Genomic DNA, 26,054 nt, shown 5'->3' with positions numbered 1-26,054 from the left:
GGTGCATGCCCACACCGCACATCTCCGCGCCCGAGGGCGCCTTCGCGCCCGACGTCCTGCTGCCCGGCGACCCTCGCCGCGCAGCCCGCATCGCCGAGACCTTCCTCGACGACGCCGAGCTCGTGACCGAGGTGCGTGGCATCCTCGGCTACACCGGCACCTACCAGGGTCGACCGATGTCCGTGATGGCGACGGGCATGGGCATGCCCTCGGCCACGATCTATATGACCGAGCTGATCCGCCACTACGGCGTGAAGCGTCTCGTGCGCGTCGGCACCGTTGGCGGCATCCACATGGACCTGCAGCTCGGCGACGTGGTCGCGGCCTCCGCGGCCCACACCGACTCCGCGATGACGGCGCACCGGCTTCCCGGCGTGCACTACTCCCACGCCCCGTCGTTCTCGCTGCTGCGCGCCGCCGCCGACTACGCGGATGAGGCCGGCGCGCCCCTGCGCGTGGGCCCCGTGCTGACGTCGGACGCGTTCTACCACCCCGACGAGACGCTCGTCCCTCGCCTGGCTGCGTACGGCACGCTGGCCGTCGAGATGGAGGCCGCGGGGCTCTATGCGGTCGCCGCAGCCGAGGGCGTCGAGGCGCTCATGGTCGGCACCGTGTCCGACCATGTGGTCAAGGGCGAGTTCCTCGAGGCGGACGAGCGCGAGAAGACTTTCGCGGCGATGGTCTCGGTCGCGCTCGGGGCGCTCATGCGTCCGTGATTTCTTGACCCCTAACTGACAGTGTGAACCAATCTGACGCGCGACACCCCGCGATCCGGGCCCGTGAGGGCTCAGACGCGGGGTGTCGTATCTGAAATTGGTTCACACTGTCGGCGCGGGCCGACGAGCCTGACTACTTGCGGTTCGCCCGGTAGTAGGCGATCAGCGCCTGGGTCGAGGCGTCCTGCGCGGCGAGCGCCGCATCGTCCGTCTCGATCGCCGGGGCGATCTCCATCGCAAGCTTCTTGCCGAGCTCGACGCCCCACTGGTCGAAGGCGTTGATGCCCCACACGGCGGCCTGCGTGAACGTGATGTGCTCGTACAGCGCGATGAGCTGGCCGAGCACCTGCGGCGTGAGCGACGGCGCGAAGATCGACGTGGTCGGCTTGTTGCCGGCGAACGTGCGGGCCGCGACGAGCGCACCGGTGGTGCCCTCCGCCTCGACCTCTGCGGCGGTCTTGCCGAACGCGAGCGCCTTGGTCTGCGCGAGGAAGTTCGCGAGGAACAGCGCGTGGACGTCCTGGTCGCCGTCCTTGAGGGCGTAGGCAGGGTTCACGACCGCGATGAAGTCCGCGGGGATGAGCTTCGTGCCCTGGTGGATCAGCTGGTAGAAGGCGTGCTGGCCGTTCGTGCCGGGCTCGCCCCAGAAGATCTCGCCGGTCTCCGTGGTGACGGGCGTGCCGTCCCAGCGCACGGACTTGCCGTTGGACTCCATCGTGAGCTGCTGCAGGTACGCGGGGAACCTGTGCAGCTGCTGCGCATAGGGGAGCACGGCGTGCGACTGCGCGCCCAGGAAGTTCACGTACCAGACGTTCAGCAGTCCCATGAGGACGGGGACGTTCTGCGCGAGCGGGGTCTGAGCGACGTGCGTGTCGACGGCGTGGAAGCCCTCGAGCAGGTCGCCGAAGACGTCCGGGCCGAGGGAGATCGCGAGCGACAGGCCGATCGCGGAATCCACCGAGTAGCGGCCGCCGACCCAGTCCCAGAAGCCGAAGGCGTTCGCGGGGTCGATGCCGAAGGCCTCGACCTTGTCGAGCGCGGTGGAGACGGCGACGAAGTGGTGCGCGACGGCGTCCGACTTCTCCTCGTCGGTGCCGACCGCGACGCCGGCCTCGGCCAGCGCGGTCCACAGCCACTCGCGGGCGAGGCGCGCGTTGGTGAGCGTCTCGAGCGTGGTGAAGGTCTTCGACGCGACGATGAACAGCGTGGTCTCGGGGTCGAGGCCCTTGACCTTCTGGCCCATGTCGGTCGGGTCGATGTTGGACACGAAGCGGGCGTCGATTCCGGCGGTGGCGTAGGGCTCGAGGGTCTCGTAGACCATGACGGGGCCCAGGTCGGAGCCTCCGATGCCGATGTTGACGACGGTCTCGACCTTCTTGCCTGTGATGCCGAGCCACTCGCCCGAGCGGACGCGGTCCGCGAAGGCGGCCACATTGGCGAGGACCTCGTGGACGTCGGCGTCGACATCCTGGCCGTCGACCGTCAGGCCCGGCTCCATGCCGGCGGGGCGGCGCAGCGCGGTGTGCAGCACGGCGCGGTCCTCGGTGGTGTTGATGTGCTCGCCCGCGAGCATCGCGGCGTAGCGGTCGGCGACGCCGGTCTCCTCGGCGAGCTTCACGAGGCTGCTAAGGATCTCATCGGTGACGAGGTTCTTCGACAGGTCGACGTGCAGGTCGGCCAGCGGCAGGCTCATGCGCTCCACGCGACCGGCGTCCGCGGCGAACCAGCCGCGCAGGTCGGGGGCGAAGGCGGACTTGTGGGCCTCGAGCTCGGCCCACGCGGACGTGGAGGTGCAATCGATGGGTGCGTTCACGCCTTACAGGCTAGTGCCGCCCGGACGATGCGTCACCGGGACCGTGGGCTCGGTCCCGTCATTTCTCGGTGGTCGGGACGACGGGCTTGCCGGTGGCGATCGTGGTCAACGCGATCGTCTCCAGCTCGCCCGAGTCGCTGCGTCGCTTGAGCAGCACCTCGGCCAAGCACGGCGTCCGGCGCCCTGCCTCGGCGCCGGCCCAGGAGATCGCCTCGCCGACCTCGCACGAGTCGAGGTCGTAGGCGGCGCATGCGCCCTCCTCCGCGACGGGCGGATCGGTCCACAGGTGGATGCGGAAGTCCTGCGGGCCACGTGTCTCGACGACCGCGTCGCGCTCGTCGACCAGTCGGGGCTCGGACGCGTCGAGCGGGAGATAGCCCCAGCCATCCTCGTCCTCCAGGGACGATGCGGCAGTCGCCTTCGGTGCGAGCGTCTGGATGACGATGGCCGCGCCGACAAGGGCCGCGGCAAGCGGCATCGCGAAGCTCGTGATCACCTGGGCAAGGAACGCGAAGGGATAGATTGCGAGCTCGGCGTTCGGCCCCGCGAGCTGCTCGAAGCCGTAGACGAAGTTCGCGCCGAACGCGATGAACAGCGCGCCGATGCCGGCGAGCCCGACGGCCCACCACAGGCAGCGCTTCGCGACCGGATGCATGAGTTCCCCCTCGTGTGTGTCCGTATCGACAGGCTATCTCGCTGGCAGTGCCTCGGTCAGGGCGTGGTGGTGAGGTCCGCGGCCCACCGTCGGGCCGCGGCGGAGGCGAACGCCTCGTGGATGACAGGCGCAAGGGCGGAGTCGATCTCGGCGAGTGCGCGACGCCCTTCCGCGGCGAGGCATGCGAAGACCACCCTCCGGTCGTCGCCGCAGGCCTCGCGGACCACATGCCCCCTGAACTCGAGGCGATCGACGAGCCGTGTGGCGCGACTGTTCGTGGTGCGGGCCGCGTCCGCGAGCTCGCTCATCCTCATCCGGCCGTCGGCTGCCTCGCGCAGCAGCTGGAGCAGGGTGAGCTCCTCCGTGCATACGGAGTCCCGGACGGCGAGCGCATCCGAGACCGCGGAGGTGACGAGGCAGTGCAGGCGGTCGAGAGCGAGCCATGCGTTCACGGCGGATTCGTCGGAGGCACCGGTCATCTCATCACCCTCGAATAGTTCTCATTTGAAATAGTTGCAATTTGAAAATACTATCAGCGAGGCGCCCTGATCGGCGCGCGATCGACGCATGGCCTCACTGCTACCCCGGATGGACATACTTCATGACTGACGCACGCACCCCTCTTCACCTTGAGCGCACGGGCACCCATGCCTACGTCGCCCGCAACGAGCGCGGGGCCGAGGTGAGGCTCGGACTGTCGGAGGCTGCTGGCGTGTTCTCGCCTGGAGAGCTGCTCCAGGCGGCCCTGGCCGCATGCGCGAGCCTGTCGATGGATCACACGCTCGCGAGCCGTCTCGGCGACGACTTCGAGGCCTTCGTCGACGTGGATGGTGCGGTCGACAAGGAGCAGAACCGCTTCAGCGCGCTGAGTGCGACGCTTCGCACGGACCTCAGCGCTCTCGACGCCGAGAAGGCGGAGTCGCTGATCGAGCGGGCCGAGCGTGCGATCGAGCGGCTGTGCACGGTGGGTCACACGATCGACGTCGGCGCCGAGCGCGTCACGACGGTGCGTTCGATCTGAGCGGGCTGCGCGAGAACGCCAGGGGAGGCCGCCGACGCCCTAGCGAGTCGAACCGACGGCGTTGAGCTCGTCGCTGGAAGCGGTGGGGGATCCCAGTTTCGGCACGGTCTCCGCGATCCAGTCCGCGATGAAAGCGGCGACGTAGGCGAAGTGGTCGATCGAGATGTGCTCGGTGCCGCCCTCGGGGTCGTCGAAGATCTTCAGCTCGCACCGGGGGCTGCCGACCGCCTGCGCATAGGAACGATGCGCCATCTCCACCGGGATCTGGCGGTCGTTCGCCCCGTGGGTGATGAGGAACGGCACCGTGATCTTGTCGACCACGCCGTCGAGGTGCATGTTCTCGGTGCGTTCCATGAAGTCGTTCAGGTCGCTCGCTCCCCAGACCCAGAACACGTGCTTCCAGTAGTGAGGCACCGGGTTCTCACCCTCGCGGTCGACCCGTCGGCGCTGCACGGCCGCCCAGTCGTGATTGGCGCCCCACGCGACGACGAACTTCAGGCGCTTCTCGAAGGCGGCGGCCCTGGGTGCGTAGTAGCCACCCAAGGACCAGCCGACGATGCCCGCGCGGTCAGCGTCGACATCGTCCCTGGTCTCGAGGTAGTCGACGCACGCTGAGGCCCACACCTCGGTGTCGTAGCGCGCGGTGAGGCCCCGCATCCTGAGCGCCTCGCCCGATCCGGGGGTGTCGACCATGAGGGTGGAGATGCCGCGACGCGCGAGCATCTGCGGGAACTGCGAGTAGTACATCATCTCCTTGGTCGAATCCAGACCGTTCCACTGGAGCACCACCGGCGGCTTCTCTCCGGCCGCCACGGCGGACGGCTCCGCGTGCATGAGGTAGCCAGGCAGACTCGCGTCGCCATAGGGGATCTCCACTGTCTCGAAGCGAACGCCGGACAGCGCGACGTGCTTGAGCAGCAGGTCGATCGACCGCTGATATGCGGCCTTGCGCCCCTCCCACTGGGGTGACTGCAACCGCTCCGCCTGCGAGAGGTAGAGACTCGCCCGGTAGTACTTGTCGCCCGCGCCGATGATCCGGCCCCGTGCCTCGTCCTCCTCCGCCGAGGCGACCAGCCGGTCGGCGACCGCCGCCCACGAGGCGTAGAGCAGCTCGGTCCCCACATCGTCGCCATTGCGGGACGCCTCGAGCACCGGCTTGCACGCTCGGTCCACCTCGTCGATCAGGCCACCGTTGTTGAGAGCGGCTACCGCGGCCATGCTCCACACGTAGTTGGTCGGGAAGTACATGAACATGGGGGACTCCAGCCGGATCGCGCCGTTGCGTACGCCTTCACCCTAGGAACGCCGCCGCCGTCGGCACAGAGGAATGTTCCGATGGCGGTCATCGACGCGACTGATGCCCCCAACATCGCGTGCTGCTGTGGGCGAGGGCATGGTTCTCCATCGCGGACACGAATAGCCGCCATCGCGTACCCGGTCTTTGCTGACGTCTCGGCGTGCGCTTGACTGGGCCTGGGCGCAACGAAGCGTCCCGAGGGAGAGACATGACTGTCACATCCGCACGGCTGGATCCGAGCGCCCCGGAGGCCGCGATCGCCGCGATGGCGGACGCCGTCACCAATTGGGGACGCTGGGGCCAGGACGATGCCGTCGGCACCCTCAACCTCATCGACGAGGTGGCACGCCTGCGGGCGGCCTCGCTCGTCCACACCGGGCGGAGCGTCTCGCTGTCCCTGCCCTTCGACATGAACGGCCCCCAGCGGGGCTGGCGTCGGCGCACGAACCCGGTCCACACGATGCTCGACACCGGCACCGATGCCGAACGCGGCAACCAGGGCTTCCCCCACGGCATCGGCGGCGCCGACGACGTGATCGCCATGCCGCTCCAGTGCTCGACCCAGTGGGACGGGCTCGGCCACATCTTCGACCACGGCATCGCGTGGAACGGCCGTCGCGCGGGCGACGTCGTCACCTCCGACGGCGACCTCGTGACTGGCATCGAGCACGCCGCCCCGTTGGTCACTGGCCGTGGTGTGCTGCTCGATCTGGGCCGTCACCTCTCGCCGGTGACAGGGGAGTTGGACGACGGCTACGCGATCACTGCCGAGGACCTCGATTCGTGCATCGACGCTCAAGGCGAGACGAGCATCGTCGGCGCGGGCGACATCGTCCTGGTCCGCACCGGCCAGCTCGCGCGCGCCAAACGCGACGGCTGGGGCGAGTACGCCGGCGGCCCGGCTCCCGGGATGTCCTTCACCACCGCCCGGTGGATGCACGAGCGCGACATCGCCGCGATCGCGACCGACACCTGGGGGTTCGAGGTCCGCCCCAACGAGTTCCACGACGCCTTCCAGCCGCTTCACCAGGTCGTGATCCCGCACATGGGGCTCACGATCGGCGAGATGTGGGACCTCGACGAGCTCGCCGAAGCCTGCGCTGCCGAGTCCCGCTACGAGTTCCTCCTCACCGCGGCACCGCTGCGGATCACCGGTGCGGTCGGCTCTCCCGTGAACCCGATCGCACTGCTGTGAGGACTCCCTATCGTGGCCGCGCATGGTGGGTATCTCGTGCCGCTGTTTCCGCCACCCGGTCCCGCCTTCGTAGAGTGAAACCGATCCGCAACGTCGCCGATCGACCTTCAGGGGTCCCCGGCACGCTCGAGAACTCCTCAGGAGGTCAGAAACGATGAACGCCGTCAACTCCGTCACGATCGTCGGGGGAGGGATCACAGGGCTTGCCGCGGCGTCGCTGCTCGCGGAGACTGGGATTCACGTCGAGGTCCTCGAGGCGTATCGCACGTCCGAGCCGGTCGGCTCTGGGATCAGCCTGCAGGGCAACGCGTTGCGGATGCTGGACCGTGTCGGCGTCTGGGAGGAGGTGCAGCGGGCCGCCTCGGTCTTCGACGGGCTCGTGCTGCGCGCGCCAGACGCGCACGGGACCGAGCTGTTCAGGGTCGACGCGCATCGCGCCGGCGGCGACGAGTACCCGGCCGCCGCTGGCATGTACCGACCGGACCTCGCCCGCATCCTTCGTGCGCGCGCCGACAGCCTCGGCGTGGTGGTGCACGAGCTCGAGCGCGTCGTGGAGGTGCGGCAGGACGCCGAGAGCGTGACCGCGGTGACGCGATCGGGGCTGACCCTCACGTCCGACCTGCTCATCGGCGCCGACGGCCTGCGCTCGTCCGTGCGCTCCCTCATGGGGATCGACTCGGAGCCCGAGATGCTCGACTTCGGTGTCTGGAGGACCTTTGTGCCGCTCGCTTCGGGCGTCACCTGCACGGAGCTCTTCTACGGCGGCGCCGCGTACTACGCGGGCTACTCGCCCACCGGACCCAACACGATGTACGCCTACATCGTCGACGACTTCCAGGATCGCTCCCACCTCACGCCCGAGCAGATGCTCGCCCAGATGCGCACGCTCGCCGCGCAGTACCACGGCCCCTGGGACGCGATCGTGAAGGACCTCACCGACGCCTCCCGCGTCAACTACACGCGGATGAGCTTCTTCTCCGTGCAGGGAGACTGGCACCGCGGGCGCATCGTCCTCATCGGCGACGCCGCCCACAGCTGCCCGCCCACCCTCGCGCAGGGTGCGGCGCAGGGACTCGAGGACGCCGTCGTGCTGTCCGGGCTCCTCTCGACCAGGCAGGCGGTCGACGCTGCCCTGTGGGACGAGTTCTACGCCCGCCGCAGGCACCGCGCGCAGGTCGTGATCGAGAGCTCGCTGCAGATCGCCGAGTGGCGCCGCGAGGCCGACCGCAACCGGGAGACCGCTCAGCTCATGACCGAGGTCAGCGAGCTGCTCGCGCAGCCCTTGTGAGACGTCCGGCGCCCGCCGCCCTCGAGGGACGGCGGGCGCCAGACGCTGGGGAGGAGCGGTGGGCCTAGGCCGAACGGACGATGCGGGGGCGAGCCGCGGGGATCGACACCTGGGAGTCGCGCGGCGGCGCGACGGTGTTCACGACCTCGCCGATCCCGTCGACGACGATGCGAACTGTGTCGCCCGCCTGGAGCGCGGGCGGGTCCACCCTGCCGGCGCGGCCCCAGGTCTCGGCGAGGCACCCGCGCGCCGTGGTGCCGGAGGCCAGCACGTCGCCCGGCGCGATCCTCGAGTCACGCGAGGCGTAGGCGATCATCTCGGGGAACGTCCACGCCATGTGCGCCAGATTGTCGCCGCCGAAGCGCTCTCCGTTGATCTCCACCGAGACCTCCACGTCGAGGAAGCCGCGCTCGTCGCGGCGCGCCGCCATCTCGTCGGCGGTGACGATCCACGGGCCGAGCGTCGACGCGAAGTCCTTGCCCTTGCACGGCCCGAGCGAGACCTGCATCTCCCGCGCCTGGAGATCGCGCGCGCTCCAGTCGTTGAAGATCGTGTAGCCGAAGATCTGCTCCTCGGCGCGCTCCACGGTGAGGTTGCGCCCGTCGCACTCGCGCCGCGCGCCGATCACGACCGCGACCTCGAGCTCGAAGTCGAGCTCCGAGCAGCGTGGCGGCACCACGGGCTGGTTCGTCCCGATCATCGTGTGGGGGTTGGTGAAGTAGAACGTCGGGGCGTCGTACCAGGCGTCGGAGACGCGGGCCTCGGGATTCGAGAGCCTGACCATCCCCTCCACGTGCTCCTCGAACGTCACGAAGTCGCGGACGCTGCTCGGCACCACGGGAGGCAGCAGGCGCACCGAGTCGAGTCGGCGCCATCCGCCGCGTTCGTCGGCCCCGATCAACTCGCGCCCCAGCGCGAGCGCGGTAGGCAGACCCGCCACGATCAGCGCGTCGACGGGCCTGCCGTCGGGAAGCGGGATGACGTGCCCGTCGTGGACGAAGCCTGCCTCGATCGTGCCGTCGAGGCGCTGCCACCGTGCGACCTTCATCGTCGTCCCTCCATCGTCGTGACCGCCGGCGCCGGTGCGCGCAGGAGCGCCTCGGCGTTGCGCACCACCTCGTCCGCCAGCGAAGTCACCTCGTCCACGCCGCCCGAGTCCCACCCGCGGTAGTTCGTGCCGAACACGAGTCGGTCGGGGTTCGCGACGGAGCGGAGCAGCGTGAGCGAGTCGTGGGAGTTGACGTGGGTGTCGAACCACAGCCGCGAGAACTGCGCGTCGAACTCCTCGACCGTGATCGGCGAGCGCGGCAGGCTCGCGAACTTCCTGAGCCGACCGTGCTGGAAGGCGATGCTTCCGCCGCCGTGGCTGACGTACACGTCGAGGTCCGGGTGACGCAGCAGCACCTTCCCGAACAGCAGCGAGGCGACCGCGAGCGTCTCCTCGTGCGGGTAGCCGAGAGTGACGTGCCAGTCGAACCGGTCGAGTCGCGGGTCGCCCGGGGGGCCGTCGACGCCGGGCACGGTCGAGTGGACGAACAGCGGCACGTCGAGGTCCACGCACGCCTCATAGAGGTCGTCCATGTCCGGATGGTCGAGCGAGGCGCGAGCGTCCGTGCCGATGTAGCCGCCGACCAGCCCGAGCTCGCGAACCCCGTGCTCGAGCTCGCCGATCGCGGCGCCCATGTCGGTGGTCGGGAGCGCCGCGAATCCCGCGAGCCGTGCGGGCTGCTGGGCGCACCACTCGGACATGAGGGTGTTCGCGGACCGCAGGAACGGCACCTGAGCCTCGGCGGGCGTGTGGGTGAGGAGCCACAGCGGCGACAGCGACAGCACCTGCACGTCGATGCCATCCTCGTCGAGCGAGTCGACACGCTGGAGCGAGGTCTCGGCAAGGCTCGACTTGGGTCCGATGGGCCAGCGGTAGCCGCCCACGACGATCTCGTGGCGGTCCTCGCCGACCTTGCGGATCTCCGGCCCGAGCGCGCCAGCGGTGCCGAGCAGCTCGTCGAAGAACAGATGGGCGTGGACGTCGATCACGGCGCGACCTCCGCCGGGTACGGGTGCACGGAGCTCTGCGGGGGAAGAGGACGGAACTGGTGCCCCCAGATCTCACTCCTGTTGCCCCAGCGCCTATCGAGCCGCCGCATCGTCCACGCGTCGTCGTCGTCGATCACGAGCGAGTCCGCGCCGAACTCCAGGTCGAAGCCGCTGGGCGTGCGAGTGTAGAAGGACAGCTGCTCGTCGCCCGCGTGGCGCCCCAGCGATGCGCTGATCTCATACTCGCTGCGCTGCGCCAGATCGTAGGCGCGACCCACGTCGTCGATGTCGGTGCTCTCGACCATGACGTGGTTGAGGCCGAGCGCGCCCGGGATGCCCCAGATCGCGAGGCTGTGGTGGCGCGGGTTGCACCTCAGGAACGCCATGGGTCCCAGCCCGACGTCGACGACGTCGCTGCACTTGAAGCCCAGGGTGTCCTCGTAGAAGCGGCTCGCCTCCTCCATGTCGGGGACGATGAGCACGGCGTGCCCAAGGCCCTGGTCGCCGGTGATGAACGACGAGGTGGCGCGTTGCCCGCGGAAGGTGCGGTCCATGTGCCCTTGGCCGTAGAACACCTCGTGACGCACGCCGAACGGGTCGGAGAATGACGCGAGCGCCGACACTCTCCGCTCGTCGGCGAGCTCGGGCGACTCGTCGACCACCTCTACGCCCTTGCCGCGAAGATCCTCGATGACGGCCGCGAAGTCGAGCCGGTTGCCCGTCTCCCACCCCAGGTAGAGCAGCCGGTCGTCCTCGCCGGGGACGATGCGCATGCGGTACATGCGGTCGTCCCACCGGATCTGCGCGGCCCCCGACTCGTCGAGGTCGCATTCGAGGCCGAAGACGTCGTTTGCGAAGGGGAGCCACTCGGCGACCTGCGGGGACTGGAAGCCTACGTAGCCCAGGCTGTGGATGCGCGTCACGGGGACCTCCTGACGTCGAGCGCCCGACGGCTCCGGTCGCCATCGAGATCGGCTCTGGCCGCGCGACGCTGCGCGGCGATAGACCCACCGTAGAAACTCGAGACGCGGCGCGGAAACAGTTGTCCGCGATGCCCGCTATCACCGACTGCTAGGCTCCCCGAAACCGAAGGGGGACAGTGTGGTTGCCCGGCTCGAATCGATCGACCTGAACCTGCTCGTCGCGCTCAACGCGCTGCTCGAGGAACGTCACGTGACCAACGCGGGTGCGCGGCTGCACATCGGCCAGTCCGCGATGAGCGGCGTCCTCAGGCGACTGCGCGGCTACTTCGGCGACGAGCTGCTCGTGCGCGTGGGAAACGAGCTTCAGCTCACCCCGTTCGCCGAGAGCCTGCGGCCCGCCGCGCGGGCGGCCTACGACGCCGCGAGCGAGCTGTTCTCCGCCGGCGTCGAGTTCGACCCGCGGACCTCCGAGCGAGTGTTCTCCATCGCGCTGTCGGACTACTCGCTCACCCGCATCGGTCCGGTGCTGATGACCCTGTTGCGGGCCGAGGCCCCGCACGTGGGGATCTCCTTCGAGCCGACGCCGACCACGTTCGTGAAGGATCCCGACGGCGCCCTTCTGCAGAGCGACATCCTGGTGCTGCCCGTCGTCTACCTGCCGGCATACACGAGCGCGTCGCTGCCGGTGTTCTACGACGACTTCGTCGTGGCGATGTCGAGCGCGCACCCGCTGGCGCGGCGCTCCCAGCTGACCGTCAAGGACCTGCGAAATGCGCCGCAGCTGCACGCTCAGCTCGGACCGCGCAATCAGCTGCGGCCGCTCGCGGGCGTCGACGCCCACCTCGCGCTCGCCGCAGCGCCGCCCCACGCATCGGTGCACTCTTACCTCGCGGTGCCCGACATGCTCCGCCAGGGCTCGCACTGGGCGCTCGTGCCACGGTCGCTCGCGGAGAGCGCGTGCGGGTCCGACGAGTTCACGGTGGTAGAGACGCCATTCGAGGGCGAAGGGTTCATCGAGCATGCCTTCTGGCACCCCTCCCGCCAGCGAGACAGCGGCCTCACCTGGCTCCGGGGGGTCCTCAGTCGGGTTCGCGAGGAGTTGGCGGCTCCCGAGGGGGGCTGAGTTTCGGCCGCCCGCCGCACGCGCGCTCGGGAAGACCCGGCGTGCGAGAAGTGGAGGTGACCTCGACCGAGGGCGGTGCGATGTGTTACCAATATTGGCGACAACCGGAGCGTGGCGTCGAAGGTGCGCCGAAGGCTCCAGCTCGGCGCATAAGTCTCGACGGGGAGGTGCTCGTGACAACGTTCGTCCTGGTCCACGGCGCGTGGCACGGTGGATGGTGCTGGGATCGGGTCGCGGCGCGATTGCGGCACGCAGGCCATGAGGTCCATGCCCCGACGCTCACCGGACTGTCCGAGAGGAGCCACCTCCTTTCGCCCATCGTCGGGCTGGAGACGCACATCGAGGACGTCGTGCGGCTCATGGACGTGCGCGACCTGGCGGACGTCGTGCTCGTCGGGCACAGCTACGCCGGCCAGATCATCAGCGCCGTCGCGGATCGACGGCCCGATCGGATCATGACCCGCGTCTTTCTCGACGCATTCGTCGGACAGGACGGAGACACGGCACAGGCGCTGCTCCCGGAGACGATCGCTCACCACTGGGCGGAGTCGGTCGAGGAGCGCGGCTTCGGATGGCTGGTTCCCGTGAGGGACCTGACGGTGCTCGGAGTGGACGATCCGGCCGACCGCCACTGGCTGTCGCCTCGCCTCACCGCGCACCCATGGAAGACCTACACCGACGCGCTCCGGCTCAGCGGTGAACTGGATCGCGTGCCCGCGCAGTACATCGAGTGCGTCGGCTGGATGCGCGCCTTCCGCAGCCACGCGGACAGGGCGCGCGCGCTCGGTTGGCCCGTGCACGAACTCGAGACGGGGCATGAGGCGATGGTGACCGCGCCGCGGGAGCTTGCCGAGCTGCTGATCGCGATCGCCTCCTCGTCGTCCAGGCCGCTCGCGCACGGCGACGCCGCTTCCCCCCGGCCGAGCGGGGTGAGCTGACGTGGAGTTCCTGGTCCGCTCCGAGAACCGGCTCCCCTCCGATACTCCAGCCGAGCGGCGGGAGGAGTTGAAGCGCGCCGAACGCGCGAGGGCGGTCGAACTGCGCAACGAGGGATTGCTGAAGAAGCTGTGGCGAGTGCCCGGTCGCAACGCCACGATCGGGCTCTACGAAGCGGCCGACGCCACTGCTCTGCACGCGGCGCTCATGTCGCTGCCGATGGCACCATGGCTCGACGTGACCGTGGAGCCGCTCGCCACGCACCCGCAGGAGCGCACACCGTAGGCACTCACGTGCCGCAGCGCCAGAACCTGCCTCCTTCCCGCACATCCAGGTGCGGCCAACCAGAGAACGTGGCCGCCAATGTGCGCGTCCATCTGGCACTTCCGAGGACCATGGCCCCGGCGCGCACGCCTTTCCGGGAAGCGCTCCACTTCGAGTGGTCATCGGATCCACGATGGTCGGAGCGATACAGCGTTCCGCAGTCTGGCTTGGTGCTTCTGAGCCCCGCTAGCTCACGTCGAACGCGACGGCGCGATCGACAACAGCGCGCATCTCGCGACGGACGTCCTCGTCGTCGATGTCGGAGAGCGCAGGGTCGGCTCCGACTGCCATGATGCCCGAGCCCATCACCGCCATCGTGACGCGATCGTTGACGGAGGGATCGGGGCCTAGGAGAACGGCCTGCAGCCTTGAGACCAGGGAAGACATCTCCGGATGGCGATTGACGATGCTCTGGATCCCGGGATCCGCGCGCAGCAGCCCGACTCGCAGGCGGAACTCGAGAACCAGATCGACAAGCCCGTCGAACATCACGCTCACCTGGTCGCCACGACCTCGCTGCGACTCCGCGTCCTCAACACGCTCCGCGAGCCTCTCCATCGCCGGCTCCATGAGCGCGAGGAGCATGTCCTCCTTGGTGCGGAACTGTTGGTACACGGCTGCCTTGGACACGCCGACGTGGTCGGCGATCATCTGGAGGCTGGTGCCGCTGAACCCATGGTCGGCGAAAAGCGCGAGTGCCGAGTCGAGGACGCGGCCACGCGTCTCGCCCCGTGGGGTGTACTTCCTCGCCACCTGCTGCCCTCCCGCGTCGTCGTGTGAATTATAGCCGATTGGCTTGCAATTCTTTTAGCCGTTCGGCTACATTGCAACGTCATAGCCATTTGGCTATATTCACTCGCCTCTGTGGCCACGGCAGTGGCAATCCGCAGTCAGGGCCCCGACGTCAGGGCAGCAGGGGCATGACCACAAGGATTGGAGGCACGGATGCTCTTCGGATCGCCCATCAGCTGGGTCCTCACAGAACTCTTCGCAGTCATCGTGTTCTTCGCGTGCATGTACCACGCGACCAAGCAGTCCAAGCCATTCATCAGGATCCTCGAGCTCTTCGGCTTCGTCGTGGGGGCCGCCCTGTTCGAGAACGTGGGCGTGTTCGAGGCTCACACCTACTACTACGACGTGCGCCGCGTGCTCATGGTGGGAGGGGTTCCGCTTGAGATCCTGTTCCTCGAGGCGGCGATCTGGTACGCGGCCTTCAACCTGGCGCTGCGACTCGTGAGAAAGCTCTGGGCCGTTCCGTTCGTCGTCGGCCTCTTCGGCTCGATCCAGGACATGACCGTCGACCCGTCGGCCGTGTTCGACCGCTACGCGCTCTCCGCGGACGTCGCCGCGAAGGTCGAGGGCCTCTACCCAGGCGCCTTCGGAGAAGGCGGCCTTTCCGGCCAATGGAACTGGAGCAACCCCGGCTACGACGGCGGATTCTTCGACATCCCCTGGTACAACTTCAGCGGCTGGATGTACCTCATGGTGTGGTTCACGGCGTGGGTCCTCGTCGGCCGCTGGCTCCACTCGAAGTTCGAGAACAACGTCGTGGGCTTCACCTATCCGATCCTCGCGGGCGTGCTCAACGTCGTGACGATCGCGACCCCCCTCACGCGATTCCTGCTCTTCGGATGGGGCAGCATCGAGACGGGGGAGGGGTCGGCTGCGCCTCAGCTCACCTTGCTCTGCTTCAACTACGCCTTGGCGATCATGCTGCTGGCGGTGTTCTGGCGGAGCCGCACGAAGATCGATCTGCGGCGCAATGGCTGGGTGATCTTCGGAGTGCCGATCGCGCTGCACGTCTTCGACATCGTCTACGCCTTCGCGATGGGCACGACGGTCGCCTATGTGCCGGCGCTCGTCGTCGGCGCGATCCACGTCGCGTTCCTGGCGCTCGTCCTCGTGAAGAACAAGTCGGCCGCAGAGCCGACCTACTCCGCGATCGATCCGGCGCCAGCCACCGCCTAGCGGTAGGGGTGGGGGTCGGGGCTCCGGCCCCGACTCTCACCCCGGCCCCGACCCAGCCCTCGCGTCCGGCGTCGTTGCCAAGGGTCGTCGCTCAGCGCGCGGAGGACAGCAGTGCCGCAGCCACCTCGCCCACGGGGTCCACGAGCTGCTCGCGCGTGGCCGATCCCAGCGGCTCGAGGCCGTCGGCGCTGCGCAGGATTGAGATGCCGACCGAGGTGGCCAGCAACACCTGCGCCCGGAGCAGGCGCGCCTCCGGATCGGCGGCGTCGCCGACCTCGGCGAGTCGCTCGGCGAAGCCGCTGAGCACCGAGACTCGCATTCGCTCCGCATGTGGGTCGCCAGAGGAGCGCAGCAGGAGAAGCAGTGCATGGGTCGCAGCGCCGGAGCCGACGCCTGCGGAGAGCCGGCTGATGGCATCGGCGATGCGCGGGATCTGGCCTTCGGAGCCTTCGCCCTCGTCGACGGTCGAGGCCGCGCGGCCCACCACGGCCGCGGCCTCGCGCACGCAGTGCTCGAAGAGCCCCTCCTTGGAGCCGAAGTAGCGGGCGATCAGCGCGACGTTCACACCCGCGTCGTTCGCGATCTGCCGTGTCGCGGTGGTGTCGTAGCCGTCGGTCGCGAACCTGCGCATCGCTGCGTCCAGAAGAAGCTGCCTGGTAGCGGCCGCGTCGCGACGCCGAGGGCGCCCCTGCTCCGGCTGCGGTTCCTGTGACGTATCGCTCATGTAAGTAATCATACGTTGACATACGCGAGAGTGGGGCCTACATTGCATGTAATCGCTCGTTTACTTACAAGGAGAATCCATGAGCGTCCCCACGCAGACCACTGAGTCCTCCGAGGCCTCAACCCGCCGCGCCCGGCGCGCACGTCGCGCCTCGAAGCCGGCCCTCATCGTCACCCTGCTCGCCCTCGCGGGCACGGGCTTCGCCGTCCTGCAGTCCTCGGTGGCTCCCGCGCTGTCCGCCATCGCGTCCGACCTGGGCACCGACACGAGCGCCGCCAGCTGGATGCTCACGGCCTTCCTGCTGTCAGCCTCCGTCCTCACCCCGATCCTCGGTCGACTCGGCGACATGATCGGCAAGAGGCGGGTCCTGCTGATCGTGCTCGCACTGCTCGCCGCCGGGATCGCGGTCTCGGCGCTCGCGACGTCCCTGCCGATCCTCATCGTCGGCCGTGCGCTCCAGGGCGCCGCGGGCGCGATCCTCCCGCTGTCGATCGGCATCGTCCGGGACGAGCTTCCCGAGGAGCGAGTCGGCGTCACCGTCGGCGGCCTCTCCGCCGTCTCGGGCATCGGCGCCGGCATCGGCATCGTCACCGCCGGGCCCATCGTGGAGCACCTGAGCTGGCACTGGCTGTTCTGGATCCCGCTCGCAGTCGTCATCCTCGCCCTCATCGGCACCGCCATCTGGATCCCCGAGTCGCCCGTGATGAAGCCTGGCCGACTCGACTTCGGCGGCACGGCGCTCCTTGCGATCTCGCTCGTCAGCCTCCTGCTCGCCATCAGCAAGGGCAGCGACTGGGGCTGGACCTCGGCGATGACCCTCGGTCTGGCCGGCCTCGGCATCGTCGTCATGGCGATCTTCGCCCTGGTAGAGCTCCGTACCAAGGAGCCTCTCATCGACATGCGGCTGCTCGCTCGCCGCGGCGTATGGACCACCAACGTCGTCGGCCTGGCAGTCGGCTTCGGGATGTTCGGCTCGTTCCTCCTGGTGCCCGCGCTGCTCGAGCTGCCCAGCGAGCTCGGCTACGGGTTCGGAAAGACCATCACCGAGGCGGGCCTGTTCCTGCTGCCGACCACCGTGATGATGCTGCTGTTCGGCCCGCTCTCGGGCACCCTCGCCAAGCGCTACGGCCCCAGGCTGCCGCTCTCGATCGGCGCGGTCATCACCGCTGCGGCCTTCGCACTCCCCGCGATCGGTCACGGTGCGATGTGGCAGATCGTCGCCTCGAACCTGCTCACCGGCATCGGCTTCGCCCTCGCGCTTGCCGCGATGTCCAACGCGATCATCGACTCCGTCCCGCCCGAGCAGACCGGCGAGGCCACGAGCGTGAACTCGATCGTCCGTACCATCGGCGGCTCCGTCGGCACCGCCGTGATCGCCGCGATCGTCACGAGCAACAGCAACGACATGGGGATCCCCTCCGACCACGCCTTCACGCTCGGCTTCTGGGTCTGCGCCGGAGTCGCTGTGATCGGCATCGTCGCCGCGCTGCTGCTGCCCAAGAAGATGCGGCTCGTCGAGCACGACCCGGCCGACATCCTCGCCGCTTGACCATGCGTCCGGGTCGTCGGCCGCGCCCCTGCCTCCGACGGCCCGGCACCCTCCCCGCGCGGCTTTGACGCCGCGCCACTCACAGAACGAAAGGAGCTGAACCATGTTCAGCATCGATCCGATCCAGTACCGCACCGCAGAGCATGGCGACTTCGCTACGGAGTGGGGCCCCCACGCCGACGTCTCCGAGTGGTGGTACGCCACCGGCTACCTGCACGACGAGGACGACCGGCTGTACTCCTATCAGTACACGCTCGCCAAGCGGCGCCTTCCTGGCCAGGAGTTCTGGGTGCTCATGCTCGCGCTGACGGACATCCAGGCCGGCGCCCATCACTACGCCCAGGAGATGTCGCCCGTGGCCGACCCGGTCCTGCTGACGGACACCACCGCCCAGTGGGGTTCGAAGGCGGGTGCCGTGAAGGGGCCGCACTCCATGAAGGTGTTCGGTGGCGACGACGACTGGTCCTTCGACCTCGCACTCGACTACGGCAAGGGCGCCTACTGGCACTGCGAGGACGGCGTGCTCCGCATGGCCCTGCCGGAGGAGAACGAGACCACGGTCTACTACTCGTACCCGAACATGCCCACCACCGGCACGATCACGATCGGCCGCAAGGAGCTCAAGGTCGCCGGCAAGTCCTGGTTCGACAAGCAGGGCGGCCCGTACTCGGAGTTCCGCCGCGAGACCCACTGGGAGTGGTTCTCTCTGCGCTTCGACGACGACGAGGAGATGATGCTCTTCTCGTTCCCGCAGAGCGATTACCAGGACGGCACCTACATCCCCGCCGACGGTGACGCGCAGCGCCTGAACGGGTACACGATCACGCCGACCAAGTTCGTCTCTGCGAACGATATGGAGTTCTCCGCGGCGTGGATGCTCGACGTGCCCGGTCTCAAGGAGGAGCGCTACGTCATCACCCCGATGACCGACGGACAGCTCAACATCGCCTACTACGAGCAGCTGTGCGAGGTGCGCAATCTCGCGGGCAAGCGCGTGGGCCTGTGCTTCGTCGAGCTCCTGCCCGGCGTCATGAACGAGCGCCCGACCAGCGCCCAGATGCGTCCCTAGCTCAAACATCGCGAGGGCCCCGGTCGGGAGACCGGGGCCCTCGTCTGCGCTCGCTCGAGATCAGGGGTGGGTGCGCAGGTACTCCTGGACCGCCTTGGCGGCCTCCGCGCCGTACGTGGCAGACGGGCCGCCGCCCATGAGGATCGCCACGCCGATCGCCTCGTGCACCTGGTCCGGAGTTGCTCCCGATTCGAGGGCGCCCTCGACGTGGCAGGTGATGCAGCCGACGCAACGCGAAGTGATGCTGATCGCGAGCGCCATGAGCGCCTTGCTGGACCTCGGGAGGGCCCCGCCGGTGAGTGCGGTGCGGTGGAGCTCGAACGCGGCGTCCGCGGCGCCCGGGAGCTCGCCTCGAAGATCCCAGATCTCGGCCATGACGTCCGTGCAGTTCTCCTGATGTGCCATCTCGGGGGCTCCATTCGACGGGTCCCGCGTGCGGCTGGCGGGATCTATTCGTCAAGTGTGAGACAGGTGAACCGGTCTTCGAAGGGACCAACGTCCGAAGTTCGGCACTCCGTGCCGGCGGTGGGCATCGCATGCGCGAGTGTGTCGCGCCCTTGGGTCAGCGTGGTGCGCCGGCCGTCAGGGCTCGCGCGATCTGAGGCAGACGCGCGAAAGCCCGGACCGACAGGTGTCGGCCCGGGCTTTCGCAGAGAGAGTGTCAGTGAAGACGATCAGGCGGGAACGCCGGCGAACTCCTTGACGGCCTTCGCGGCCTCAGCGCCGTACACGGCCGAGGGGCCACCGCCCATGAGGATCGCGACGCCGATGGTCTCGTAGACCTGCTCGGGGGTCGCGCCCGAGTCGAGGGCGTCCTTGACGTGGCAGGTGATGCAGCCGCCGCAGCGGACCGCGATGCCGATCGCGAGCGCGAGCAGCTCCTTGGTGGCCTTGGGCAGCGCACCGTCGGCGAGCGCCGCGTGGTGCAGCTTGAAGAAGGCGTTGACGCTCTCGGGGATCTCCTTGCCGAGTTCGCCGATTCCGCCCATCACGTCGTTGTAGTGGTCCTGGTGGCTCATGTCCATGTCTCCATTCGATCGCGCCGGCTCTCCGGTAGAGCGGCTGCGTGCCACCAGTGTCTTCGACAAAAGTGTGCCGCCCCAGGGACGTACGTCACGGTTGCGTGATGTGTCACTTGGTGCCAATCCTCACAGGGCGTGTGGTGTGGCCGATAGGCCCCATGAGCACGGATCGCTCTCTTGCGCGCCACGGATCGGCCACCCCTTGAGCACTTGAAGGAGTGTGCATGTCTGTCGACGCCGTCTCGACGATGCAGGCCCGCATCGCCCAGATCACGAGCCTCGTCGCGCCCGACAAGGCCGCCGCGACCGCCGACGCCGCGACCGACTCGAACTCGACCACCGACTTCGCCGCGGAGTACGAGAGCGCGCTTGGCGCTTTCTCCGGCTCGGGAGCCTCCTCCACGTCGAACCTCTCCTCGAATCTCGCTGCCATCCTTGGCGGCGGCAGCTTCACGACCGGGGTGACCGCCGCATCTTCCTCGCTGCTCGGCATGCTCTCGAGCGCCGTGACGTCGGCCGGCTCGACCGCGTCGTCTGCGGCCGCCTCGGTGGCCTCCTCCGCGGTCGAGGTCGTGAGCGCCGTCGCCGACAAGGCGTCGTCCTCGTCAAAGCCCACCGGTCAGGACCTGGTGGAAGCGGCCCGCGAGTACCTGGGCGTGAAGTACGTGTGGGGCGGCGAGTCGCTGTCCGAGGGCGGGCTCGACTGCTCGGGCCTCGTGCTGCGCTCGTTCACCGATCTGGGCGTGGACGGCATCCCGCGCGTCGCGCGCGACCAGGGGAAGATCGGCACCGAGATCGACTCCATGAAGGACGCGAAGGTCGGCGACCTGCTGATCTTCGACGGCGGCTCGCACATCGGCATCTACATCGGCAACGGCCGGATGATCGATGCGCCGTATCGCGGCAGCTACGTCCAGGAGCGGGCCGTCTACGAGACGCCCACCTCGATCCGTCGGGTTCTCTAGCTCCTACGGAGGAACGCGACGTCAGGGCGTGGCGGGCGGCTTCGCATCGGTCGGGCCCAGTTCGTCGTCCAGGCGGTCCTGCCAGTCGGCGCTCGCGAGCCCCGCCCTGTCCAGGAGGTCACGCCAGTCCGACTCGGCGTGCTCGAGCGCGTCGTCCAGCATCGTCCTGCTGCCCTTCGCGACCAGGAGTACTGCCGCCTGCACGCGCTCGGCGTCCGCGTGGATGTCGAGGCTCAGCCGTTCGAGGGCGCTGAGGATCTGCGGCGCGGAGGCGCCGAAGTCCTCGGAGATGCGCTCGGAGACGCGTTCGGAGACCACAGGCATGCGGGGATTCTTCCACGACGACGCGGGGTGGCCGCGCGCGACGTAGCCTGAGCGGGTGCTTGCTGACGAGGTCGACGACGAGAACCAACCACCCGAGTCCGGCGACGGGGAGCCCGACCCGGAGGAACCTGCCTCGAAGCCCCAGCCGCGCTCCCGCAGCGAGCGGCGCGCGGCCTCCGCACTCGCCAAGGCCTGGTGGTCGCTCGCGCTCATCCCTCTCGCGGGCGGCGTCGCCCTCGTGGTCGGAGGGGTCGTCCCCGCGGTGCTCGGCTACGACGGTCAGGACCTCGAGTCGCAGTGGTGGGTCGCCGCGGTGGCCGGCGCTGCCGCGGCAGTCGTGCTGTGCGCGCCGCTCTTCGTCACGAGGATGTTCGTGCGGCGGGCGCGGTCGCAGCCCGGAGCGAGGACCCCGATGATCGTCGGTGCGGCAATCGTGATGACCTTCGTGCTGCTCACCGTCGCGAGCGTCGTCCTCGCGACGAGGCTGGACTGATGCGGGATCGACGGGGGAGCCATGACGAGGATCCAGGTGACGGGCGGCTTCGAGCTGCCACAGCGTGCGGACGATGCGATCGGCTACTTCACGCCCGAGGGCGAGCGTGCGTGGGTGCCCGGGTGGGAGCCGGTGTATCCGGCAGGCGAGTCGTCCGAGGAACCCGGCACGGTCTTCGTGACGCAGCACGGCGGGGCGGAGACCCTGTGGACTGTCGTGGAGATCGACCGAGTCTCCTGCCGCGCGTCCTATGTGCGGCATCGTCCGGGTGAATGGGCGGGCGCCGTGAGCGTCAGCTGCGAGGACTCGGGCGACGGCTCGTGCGTCGTCACCGTCGCGTACGACACGACGCTCCTGCCGGGAGGCGACGCGTCCTACCTCGACCAGTTCGACCCCTCCGCGTACGCCGAGATGATGCGCGAGTGGGCGGAGGGCGTCTCTGCGGTCGCGGGGTCAGCCCGCGGCGGCTGAGGGCGGCGCGTAGAGACCTTGTGCGAGGACCGGGCCCAGCGCTGCGGCGGCAAGTGACAGCGTCCCCTCGTCGACGGTGGCACGACCCACCGCGCGCGCGAGCAACTCGGGCATCGCCACCGGCGCGAGGCCGTACAGCGTGACCATCGGCGCGATCGCCGCGACGTCGACGTCCCGACGGATCGCGCCCTGCGCCTGTTGCGCGGTGAGGGTTGCGGTCGTGGCCGCGGCCAGGCGGTCGAAGAGCAGCAGCGCCGCGTCCGAGCCATCGGCAAGCATCCTGCGCAGGTAGGCCGCGAGGGGGAGTGCGTCGCTGTGGTGGGGTTCGCTGTTCGAGCCGAACAGCGCGGCGAGCGACGCTGCCGTCGCGTCCCCAGCGAGCTTCTCGCCGACGAGGGACTCCACCACATGGGCGTCGCAGGCCTCTCGCAGCCCGTCCTTGCTCCCGAAGTGGTGCATGACCAGGCCGGGGGCGACACTGGCGCGCGCCGCGACCGTGCGGATGCCTGCGCCGAAGCCTTCCTCGGCGAACACCGCGATCGCGGCCTCGCGGATGCGGGCCGGGGTCGACAGGTCACTCGCTGAACGCATGTTCTAAATGTTATACGATCGTTCAATCCGCGTGGTGGCTCCGCGCGGACGGGGGGGCGACGAAAGGGAAGACGAGCATGGCGACCATTGCGATCACCGGGGCGAACTCGGGCATCGGGCTCAGGGCTGCGCGGAGGCTGGGCTATGACGGCCATCGCGTGCTCGCGCTGTGCCGCTCGGTGGACCGGGCGCGCGCCGCGCTCGGACCGGACGTCGCCGTCGTCGAGACCCACATGGACGACCTCGACTCGGTGGAGGCGGCGGCCGCGCGTCTTTCCTCAGAGGGCGTCGACGTGCTCATCAACAGCGCCGCGGTCTTCGACCTCGGCATGAAGACGCGAGAGGTCACGCCCGCGGGGTTCGAGCGGGTGTGGGCGACCAACCACCTCGGGCCGGCCGCCCTTGCCGCTCGTCTCATGCCGACGCTGGCCCGGTCGAGCGACGGACGAGCGGTGTTCATCGCGTCCAAGGGGCTGCTCGCGATGCCGCGCCTCGGGATCCGCTGGGATGAGCTCGACGGAAGCGGCTGGTACACCCCGACCAAGGCGTACTATCACGCGAAGCTCGCCCAGGTCATGGTCGCGGAGACGCTCGCCGAGCAGTGGGGTGGCGAGGTGTCGGTCTCGTGCCTGCGGGTGCCGGCGGTGAGGCTCGACGCGGACAAGCTCGCGGCGCAGCCCGCCGTGCAGCGTTTCCTCTACGCCCCGAAGAACCGTGCCGCGGCACCTCCGGAGGAGATCGCGGAGGCCTACGAGCGTCTCGCGGTCGGCAGGCGACCCGAGGGCGTGTACGTCGACGAGTCGCTCGAGGCGTGTGCACTGCCGAGGTTCGCGCGCGACGCGGGTAACCGGGCGCGGCTCGCGTCTGTGACCGAGGAGGCGATCGGGGTGCCGCTCGGGCGGGTGTGAGGTGGGCCGGCACGCCGGCTGGTTGCCAATCCACCCTGTTCTCATGCGGCGCTCGACGGCAGTGCTGTGCGCAAAGATGCGCGCGTGCGTGTGTCTACACGCGCCGGGTGCGCCAACGCGCTAGGGCTTCTTGCGTACTGCGCGATAGACGGAGTAGCCGCACAGCGCGAGAGTTGCCCCCACCACGAACGCCATGCCCACAATGTCGACAAGCGCTAGGCCACAGTGCGGGGGCTCGCCGCTCGGCGTTGTTCTTGCGAGGCATGTGTACGCCGAGAGCTGGGTGAAAGCAGTGAACCCGCCGACAAGCGAGCCGATCGCGGCAGCAGTCCATCCCCAGCGCATGATCACCCCAGTCTGTTCGAGCGTTTCGGAGCCCAGTACAACGAGACATTAGCGATCTTGTCGGACCTCAGCAGGCACGATGAAGTCCTGGGCGCGTCTCTGAGGATGGACACCCTCATCACGCTTGCGTGTGCGTTCACGCGCGCTCGCACTGATGGCCCATGCCTGCCAGAATCGCTTGCATTCCAGGTTGGGGACCTGCCGAGGGGTTGATGTGGTCACGATTTCCAAGCCGCCGCTTCCGGGGCGCGAGCGTGCCGCCGCGCGATGGGAGGCCTTGGGGTTCTTCGCGCTTGGCAGCGCTTTGATCGCGGGGGTCATTTCCGGCCTCGCGATCTTCTTCCCGGTGCCGTGGTCCGTCGCGGTCGTGTTCTTCTGGCTAGCCGGATTCGGACTCGCAGGAGTAGTTGCTGCCGTCGTTGGCGTGGGGTGGTCTCGCGGGAGGCCGTGGACAGTCTCGTTGCGGGCCGGTCTCATGGCTGCGTGGAAGTTGTTCTGGCACATTCCCTAGGTCTGCGCGGCGGCGCGCTCGCGCGTGGGGATTGATGAGGCCATTGCGCTCGCGTGTAGTTCTACGTCTAGATGTCCACGTGGACGGCACGCCCACCTGAGTCACGCCGCAACGACACTCACCTCCCCGTCAGACGCATTGACCCCTCAGAACCGACACTGACTTACCCGAACGGGCAGGGCTACAGCGGGGGAGCGATCGCCTCGCGGCCCTGCACGTAGACGCCCGCGATCGCCGGCTGGCGCAGGCCCACGAGCAGCGTGAAGAGCTCCTCGAGCGTCGCCTGCTCCTCGTCGTCCGAGCGGATGCCGGTGGTGAGCATGCCCTCGAGCGGCTCCCAGAGGTTCTTGTCGATCAGCAGGAAGTCGGCGTCCTTGCCCACGTCGAGGTTGCCGAATGCGTGCTCCATGTCGAGCGCCCTTGCACCGGCGAGGGTCGCGGCGAACAGCAGCTCGGCCGGGTGCAGCGCGGTGCCAGCATCGCCCTCCTCGGAGATGTGCACCTTGTAGCAGTCGCCCGCGACGCGCGAGATGAGCCACTCGTCGCCCGCGCCGATGTCCGTGCCCAGCCCGATGTTCACCCCGGCGGCCACGGTCGCCCGCCACGGCATCGTCCCGGAGCCCAGGAACAGCTGCGACGTGGGGCAGTGCGCGATCGACGTGCCCGTCTCGGCCATCCGCGCGAGCTCCGACGGCTGGCAGTGCACCGCGTGCGCGAGCGTCGACCGCCTGCCCAGCAGCGTCTTGCCGCCGACCTTTGAGCCCTCCTCGAAGCGCCCGTCGTACGTGTCCAGGTAGGTCTCGGTGCCATACGTGCCGAGGACGGCCGCGATCTCGCCGTCGCCCTTGCGGTTGTTCTCGTTGAGGTGCGAGTGGAAGTACACGCCCTTTCCGCGCGCCTCGTCGTAGAGCTCTCCCATCGCGGCGAGCGTCTCGCGCGTCACGGAGAGTGAGAAGCGCGGGACGATGCCGACCTGGACTCGCGCCGTGCGGGGGTCGCCGGTGTCGACGGCGTGCCAGCGGTCGATCTCGTCGGCCACCATCTCGATCGCCTGGGTCTCCCCGGTGAGGAGGGACGATGCGGCGGCAGGGCCCACGGTCTGGACGCCTCTTCCGGAGACGATGCGCAGGCCGGCCCTGAGCGTCTCCTCGTACAGGGCGTCCTGGGCGACGGGGAAGGCCGAGCCGAAGACCATCGCGGCCGTGGTGCCCGCGGCGATGCGGCGACGAGTGAAGTACCGGGCGGCCCGATGCGCGAACTCGGGGTCGGCGAACTGGCCCTCGGTGGGGAAGATGCAGTGATCGAGCCACTCGAGCAGCTGGCCGCCGCCGTGCGCCGCGGTCGCATACGACTGCGGGTAGTGCACGTGCCCGTCGACGAATCCCGGCAGGAGATAGTCGGAGCGGACGACGGGAGCGGCGGCGAACTCGTCGGGGAGCTCGTCGAACGGCCCGACCCAGGCGACCCGACCCTCGGCGTCGACGACGAGCGCACCGTCGGGGAGCGAGACCAGGTGCGAGGCGACGTCGTCCTGCGACGGCGATCCCGCGATGTGGAAGAGGTGCGCCCGGTGGACGCGCACGGCGCCAGGCGCCTCGGGGCCGGTGGGGAGTGGCACGTGAGGGCCCTTCCTGCGTGGTGGGGGCGGGGATCCGGGGCCGCCCGGATTGCCGTCGGACGACCCCGGCACCACCCCGGATGAGCCGGAGTGTTCGCTGCACCCCCGCTGTACTGGATCACCGTACGGGGTGTTGATTTCATCGACATTTCGAGGGCGCTAAGTCTG

The 26,054-nt window shown here is 68.9% G+C and carries 28 protein-coding genes; 14 read left to right on the top strand and 14 right to left on the bottom strand.

All coding sequences use genetic code 11. The features are described from left to right. Positions 1–5: 5 nt before the first annotated feature. Complete coding sequence (gene deoD, locus B7K23_RS15030) at positions 6–716, top strand: purine-nucleoside phosphorylase (RefSeq protein WP_084127488.1); 711 nt, start codon at positions 6–8, stop codon at positions 714–716. A 133-nt stretch (positions 717–849) separates the two neighbouring features. Here deoD and pgi read toward each other — a convergent pair whose 3' ends face one another. The 3 genes from pgi to B7K23_RS15015 are packed head-to-tail and all read right to left on the bottom strand — an operon-like array spanning position 850 to position 3,663. Further along, positions 850–2,529, bottom strand: coding sequence for a glucose-6-phosphate isomerase (gene pgi, locus B7K23_RS15025; RefSeq protein ID WP_084127487.1), 1,680 nt, complete (start codon positions 2,527–2,529; stop codon positions 850–852). Positions 2,530–2,587: 58 nt separating this feature from the next. Further along, complete coding sequence (locus B7K23_RS15020; RefSeq protein ID WP_084127486.1) at positions 2,588–3,184, bottom strand: hypothetical protein; 597 nt, start codon at positions 3,182–3,184, stop codon at positions 2,588–2,590. A 56-nt stretch (positions 3,185–3,240) separates the two neighbouring features. After that, on the bottom strand, positions 3,241–3,663 hold the full coding sequence (locus B7K23_RS15015) for a MarR family winged helix-turn-helix transcriptional regulator (RefSeq protein ID WP_084127485.1): 423 nt from the start codon (positions 3,661–3,663) through the stop codon (positions 3,241–3,243). A gap of 122 nt (positions 3,664–3,785) precedes the next feature. Between B7K23_RS15015 and B7K23_RS15010 the strand changes: the two genes are divergently transcribed. Beyond that, entirely contained in the window at positions 3,786–4,205 is a 420-nt protein-coding gene (locus B7K23_RS15010) for an OsmC family protein (protein ID WP_084127484.1), read from the top strand. A gap of 39 nt (positions 4,206–4,244) precedes the next feature. Here B7K23_RS15010 and B7K23_RS15005 read toward each other — a convergent pair whose 3' ends face one another. Further along, positions 4,245–5,459 carry a S9 family peptidase gene (locus B7K23_RS15005; protein ID WP_084127483.1) on the bottom strand — a complete coding sequence of 405 codons (1,215 nt, stop codon included), beginning with the start codon at positions 5,457–5,459 and terminating at the stop codon, positions 4,245–4,247. Between the two features lie 251 nt (positions 5,460–5,710). On the opposite strand from B7K23_RS15005, the gene B7K23_RS15000 reads away from it, so the two are divergent. Then, a complete protein-coding gene (locus tag B7K23_RS15000) occupies positions 5,711–6,697 on the top strand; it encodes a cyclase family protein (protein WP_200809862.1) in 987 nt (328 codons plus the stop codon). 154 nt (positions 6,698–6,851) lie between these two features. Then, the gene (locus B7K23_RS14995) at positions 6,852–7,985 is read left to right on the top strand and encodes an FAD-dependent monooxygenase (RefSeq protein WP_084127482.1); all 1,134 of its coding nucleotides are present in this window, start codon (positions 6,852–6,854) and stop codon (positions 7,983–7,985) included. A 64-nt stretch (positions 7,986–8,049) separates the two neighbouring features. Here the strand turns inward: B7K23_RS14995 and B7K23_RS14990 are convergent, their stop codons facing one another. Genes B7K23_RS14990 through B7K23_RS14980 form a run of 3 tightly spaced genes read right to left on the bottom strand, consistent with a single transcriptional unit; the run spans position 8,050 to position 10,945 of the window. Beyond that, the gene (locus tag B7K23_RS14990; RefSeq protein ID WP_084127481.1) at positions 8,050–9,033 is read right to left on the bottom strand and encodes a fumarylacetoacetate hydrolase family protein; all 984 of its coding nucleotides are present in this window, start codon (positions 9,031–9,033) and stop codon (positions 8,050–8,052) included. Continuing rightward, positions 9,030–10,022, bottom strand: coding sequence for an amidohydrolase family protein (locus tag B7K23_RS14985; RefSeq protein WP_159451446.1), 993 nt, complete (start codon positions 10,020–10,022; stop codon positions 9,030–9,032). Before B7K23_RS14985 ends, B7K23_RS14990 begins: the two co-directional genes overlap by 4 nt. Then, entirely contained in the window at positions 10,019–10,945 is a 927-nt protein-coding gene (locus B7K23_RS14980) for a VOC family protein (RefSeq protein WP_084127479.1), read from the bottom strand. The genes B7K23_RS14985 and B7K23_RS14980 overlap by 4 nt, the downstream gene beginning before the upstream one ends. Positions 10,946–11,123: 178 nt before the next feature. On the opposite strand from B7K23_RS14980, the gene B7K23_RS14975 reads away from it, so the two are divergent. From B7K23_RS14975 to B7K23_RS14965, 3 genes are all read left to right on the top strand, one after another. Further along, complete coding sequence (locus tag B7K23_RS14975; protein WP_084127478.1) at positions 11,124–12,068, top strand: LysR family transcriptional regulator; 945 nt, start codon at positions 11,124–11,126, stop codon at positions 12,066–12,068. Between the two features lie 173 nt (positions 12,069–12,241). Beyond that, positions 12,242–13,006 carry an alpha/beta fold hydrolase gene (locus tag B7K23_RS14970; RefSeq protein WP_084127589.1) on the top strand — a complete coding sequence of 255 codons (765 nt, stop codon included), beginning with the start codon at positions 12,242–12,244 and terminating at the stop codon, positions 13,004–13,006. 1 nt (position 13,007) lies between these two features. Next, positions 13,008–13,289 (top strand): muconolactone Delta-isomerase, encoded by a 282-nt coding sequence (locus B7K23_RS14965; RefSeq protein WP_084127477.1) that lies wholly within the window; start codon positions 13,008–13,010, stop codon positions 13,287–13,289. Between the two features lie 225 nt (positions 13,290–13,514). On the opposite strand, the gene B7K23_RS14960 is transcribed toward B7K23_RS14965, so the two are convergent. Further along, complete coding sequence (locus B7K23_RS14960; protein ID WP_159451445.1) at positions 13,515–14,081, bottom strand: TetR/AcrR family transcriptional regulator; 567 nt, start codon at positions 14,079–14,081, stop codon at positions 13,515–13,517. 192 nt (positions 14,082–14,273) lie between these two features. On the opposite strand from B7K23_RS14960, the gene B7K23_RS14955 reads away from it, so the two are divergent. Next, positions 14,274–15,296: a hypothetical protein gene (locus B7K23_RS14955; protein ID WP_084127475.1), complete on the top strand. Its 1,023-nt coding sequence runs from the start codon at positions 14,274–14,276 to the stop codon at positions 15,294–15,296. A 91-nt stretch (positions 15,297–15,387) separates the two neighbouring features. Here B7K23_RS14955 and B7K23_RS14950 read toward each other — a convergent pair whose 3' ends face one another. Then, positions 15,388–16,020, bottom strand: coding sequence for a TetR/AcrR family transcriptional regulator (locus B7K23_RS14950; RefSeq protein ID WP_084127474.1), 633 nt, complete (start codon positions 16,018–16,020; stop codon positions 15,388–15,390). Between the two features lie 79 nt (positions 16,021–16,099). On the opposite strand from B7K23_RS14950, the gene B7K23_RS14945 reads away from it, so the two are divergent. Beyond that, positions 16,100–17,569: an MFS transporter gene (locus B7K23_RS14945; protein ID WP_084127473.1), complete on the top strand. Its 1,470-nt coding sequence runs from the start codon at positions 16,100–16,102 to the stop codon at positions 17,567–17,569. 103 nt (positions 17,570–17,672) lie between these two features. Next, positions 17,673–18,638 carry a lipocalin-like domain-containing protein gene (locus B7K23_RS14940; RefSeq protein ID WP_084127472.1) on the top strand — a complete coding sequence of 322 codons (966 nt, stop codon included), beginning with the start codon at positions 17,673–17,675 and terminating at the stop codon, positions 18,636–18,638. Between the two features lie 60 nt (positions 18,639–18,698). Here the strand turns inward: B7K23_RS14940 and B7K23_RS14935 are convergent, their stop codons facing one another. Together B7K23_RS14935 and B7K23_RS14930 are read right to left on the bottom strand one after the other, a co-directional pair. Continuing rightward, positions 18,699–19,043 (bottom strand): carboxymuconolactone decarboxylase family protein, encoded by a 345-nt coding sequence (locus B7K23_RS14935; protein ID WP_200809861.1) that lies wholly within the window; start codon positions 19,041–19,043, stop codon positions 18,699–18,701. Positions 19,044–19,312: 269 nt separating this feature from the next. Then, complete coding sequence (locus B7K23_RS14930; protein WP_084127471.1) at positions 19,313–19,663, bottom strand: carboxymuconolactone decarboxylase family protein; 351 nt, start codon at positions 19,661–19,663, stop codon at positions 19,313–19,315. A gap of 221 nt (positions 19,664–19,884) precedes the next feature. On the opposite strand from B7K23_RS14930, the gene B7K23_RS16010 reads away from it, so the two are divergent. Beyond that, positions 19,885–20,625 (top strand): C40 family peptidase, encoded by a 741-nt coding sequence (locus tag B7K23_RS16010; RefSeq protein ID WP_234996561.1) that lies wholly within the window; start codon positions 19,885–19,887, stop codon positions 20,623–20,625. A 21-nt stretch (positions 20,626–20,646) separates the two neighbouring features. Here B7K23_RS16010 and B7K23_RS14920 read toward each other — a convergent pair whose 3' ends face one another. Continuing rightward, complete coding sequence (locus tag B7K23_RS14920) at positions 20,647–20,949, bottom strand: hypothetical protein (RefSeq protein ID WP_084127470.1); 303 nt, start codon at positions 20,947–20,949, stop codon at positions 20,647–20,649. Positions 20,950–21,004: 55 nt separating this feature from the next. On the opposite strand from B7K23_RS14920, the gene B7K23_RS14915 reads away from it, so the two are divergent. Together B7K23_RS14915 and B7K23_RS14910 are read left to right on the top strand one after the other, a co-directional pair. Beyond that, entirely contained in the window at positions 21,005–21,442 is a 438-nt protein-coding gene (locus B7K23_RS14915) for a hypothetical protein (RefSeq protein WP_084127469.1), read from the top strand. A gap of 21 nt (positions 21,443–21,463) precedes the next feature. Beyond that, complete coding sequence (locus B7K23_RS14910) at positions 21,464–21,913, top strand: hypothetical protein (RefSeq protein WP_084127468.1); 450 nt, start codon at positions 21,464–21,466, stop codon at positions 21,911–21,913. On the opposite strand, the gene B7K23_RS14905 is transcribed toward B7K23_RS14910, so the two are convergent. Beyond that, positions 21,896–22,504, bottom strand: coding sequence for a TetR/AcrR family transcriptional regulator (locus B7K23_RS14905; protein ID WP_084127467.1), 609 nt, complete (start codon positions 22,502–22,504; stop codon positions 21,896–21,898). The genes B7K23_RS14910 and B7K23_RS14905 overlap by 18 nt on opposite strands. Before the next feature lie 77 nt (positions 22,505–22,581). Here B7K23_RS14905 and B7K23_RS14900 point away from each other — a divergent pair, with 77 nt between their 5' ends. After that, positions 22,582–23,412, top strand: a complete 831-nt coding sequence (locus tag B7K23_RS14900; RefSeq protein ID WP_084127466.1) for an SDR family NAD(P)-dependent oxidoreductase — start codon at positions 22,582–22,584, stop codon at positions 23,410–23,412. Between the two features lie 1,037 nt (positions 23,413–24,449). Here B7K23_RS14900 and B7K23_RS14890 read toward each other — a convergent pair. Then, positions 24,450–25,886 (bottom strand): amidohydrolase family protein, encoded by a 1,437-nt coding sequence (locus B7K23_RS14890; protein ID WP_234996560.1) that lies wholly within the window; start codon positions 25,884–25,886, stop codon positions 24,450–24,452. Positions 25,887–26,054 lie beyond the last annotated feature (168 nt).

Origin of the sequence: Demequina sp. NBRC 110054, from assembly GCF_002090115.1 — a bacterium.
Taxonomy (GTDB): domain Bacteria; phylum Actinomycetota; class Actinomycetes; order Actinomycetales; family Demequinaceae; genus Demequina.
This window is presented reverse-complemented; position numbering and strand designations above follow the sequence as displayed.

Excerpts from the sequence above, each read along its gene's own strand:
- B7K23_RS14940 (WP_084127472.1), top strand. The coding sequence starts at position 17,673 with ATGTTCAGCATCGATCCGATCCAGTACCGCACCGCAGAGCATGGCGAC.
- B7K23_RS14920 (WP_084127470.1), bottom strand. The coding sequence starts at position 20,949 with ATGCCTGTGGTCTCCGAACGCGTCTCCGAGCGCATCTCCGAGGACTTC.
- B7K23_RS15015 (WP_084127485.1), bottom strand. The coding sequence starts at position 3,663 with ATGACCGGTGCCTCCGACGAATCCGCCGTGAACGCATGGCTCGCTCTC.
- B7K23_RS14955 (WP_084127475.1), top strand. The coding sequence starts at position 14,274 with ATGCTCTTCGGATCGCCCATCAGCTGGGTCCTCACAGAACTCTTCGCA.
- B7K23_RS15005 (WP_084127483.1), bottom strand. The coding sequence starts at position 5,459 with ATGTTCATGTACTTCCCGACCAACTACGTGTGGAGCATGGCCGCGGTA.
- B7K23_RS15020 (WP_084127486.1), bottom strand. The coding sequence starts at position 3,184 with ATGCATCCGGTCGCGAAGCGCTGCCTGTGGTGGGCCGTCGGGCTCGCC.
- B7K23_RS15010 (WP_084127484.1), top strand. The coding sequence starts at position 3,786 with ATGACTGACGCACGCACCCCTCTTCACCTTGAGCGCACGGGCACCCAT.
- B7K23_RS14990 (WP_084127481.1), bottom strand. The coding sequence starts at position 9,033 with ATGAAGGTCGCACGGTGGCAGCGCCTCGACGGCACGATCGAGGCAGGC.
- B7K23_RS15000 (WP_200809862.1), top strand. The coding sequence starts at position 5,711 with ATGACTGTCACATCCGCACGGCTGGATCCGAGCGCCCCGGAGGCCGCG.
- B7K23_RS14905 (WP_084127467.1), bottom strand. The coding sequence starts at position 22,504 with ATGCGTTCAGCGAGTGACCTGTCGACCCCGGCCCGCATCCGCGAGGCC.
- B7K23_RS14995 (WP_084127482.1), top strand. The coding sequence starts at position 6,852 with ATGAACGCCGTCAACTCCGTCACGATCGTCGGGGGAGGGATCACAGGG.
- B7K23_RS16010 (WP_234996561.1), top strand. The coding sequence starts at position 19,885 with ATGTCTGTCGACGCCGTCTCGACGATGCAGGCCCGCATCGCCCAGATC.
- B7K23_RS14930 (WP_084127471.1), bottom strand. The coding sequence starts at position 19,663 with ATGGACATGAGCCACCAGGACCACTACAACGACGTGATGGGCGGAATC.
- B7K23_RS14950 (WP_084127474.1), bottom strand. The coding sequence starts at position 16,020 with ATGAGCGATACGTCACAGGAACCGCAGCCGGAGCAGGGGCGCCCTCGG.
- B7K23_RS14935 (WP_200809861.1), bottom strand. The coding sequence starts at position 19,043 with ATGGCACATCAGGAGAACTGCACGGACGTCATGGCCGAGATCTGGGAT.
- B7K23_RS14910 (WP_084127468.1), top strand. The coding sequence starts at position 21,464 with ATGACGAGGATCCAGGTGACGGGCGGCTTCGAGCTGCCACAGCGTGCG.
- B7K23_RS14945 (WP_084127473.1), top strand. The coding sequence starts at position 16,100 with ATGAGCGTCCCCACGCAGACCACTGAGTCCTCCGAGGCCTCAACCCGC.
- B7K23_RS14900 (WP_084127466.1), top strand. The coding sequence starts at position 22,582 with ATGGCGACCATTGCGATCACCGGGGCGAACTCGGGCATCGGGCTCAGG.
- deoD (WP_084127488.1), top strand. The coding sequence starts at position 6 with ATGCCCACACCGCACATCTCCGCGCCCGAGGGCGCCTTCGCGCCCGAC.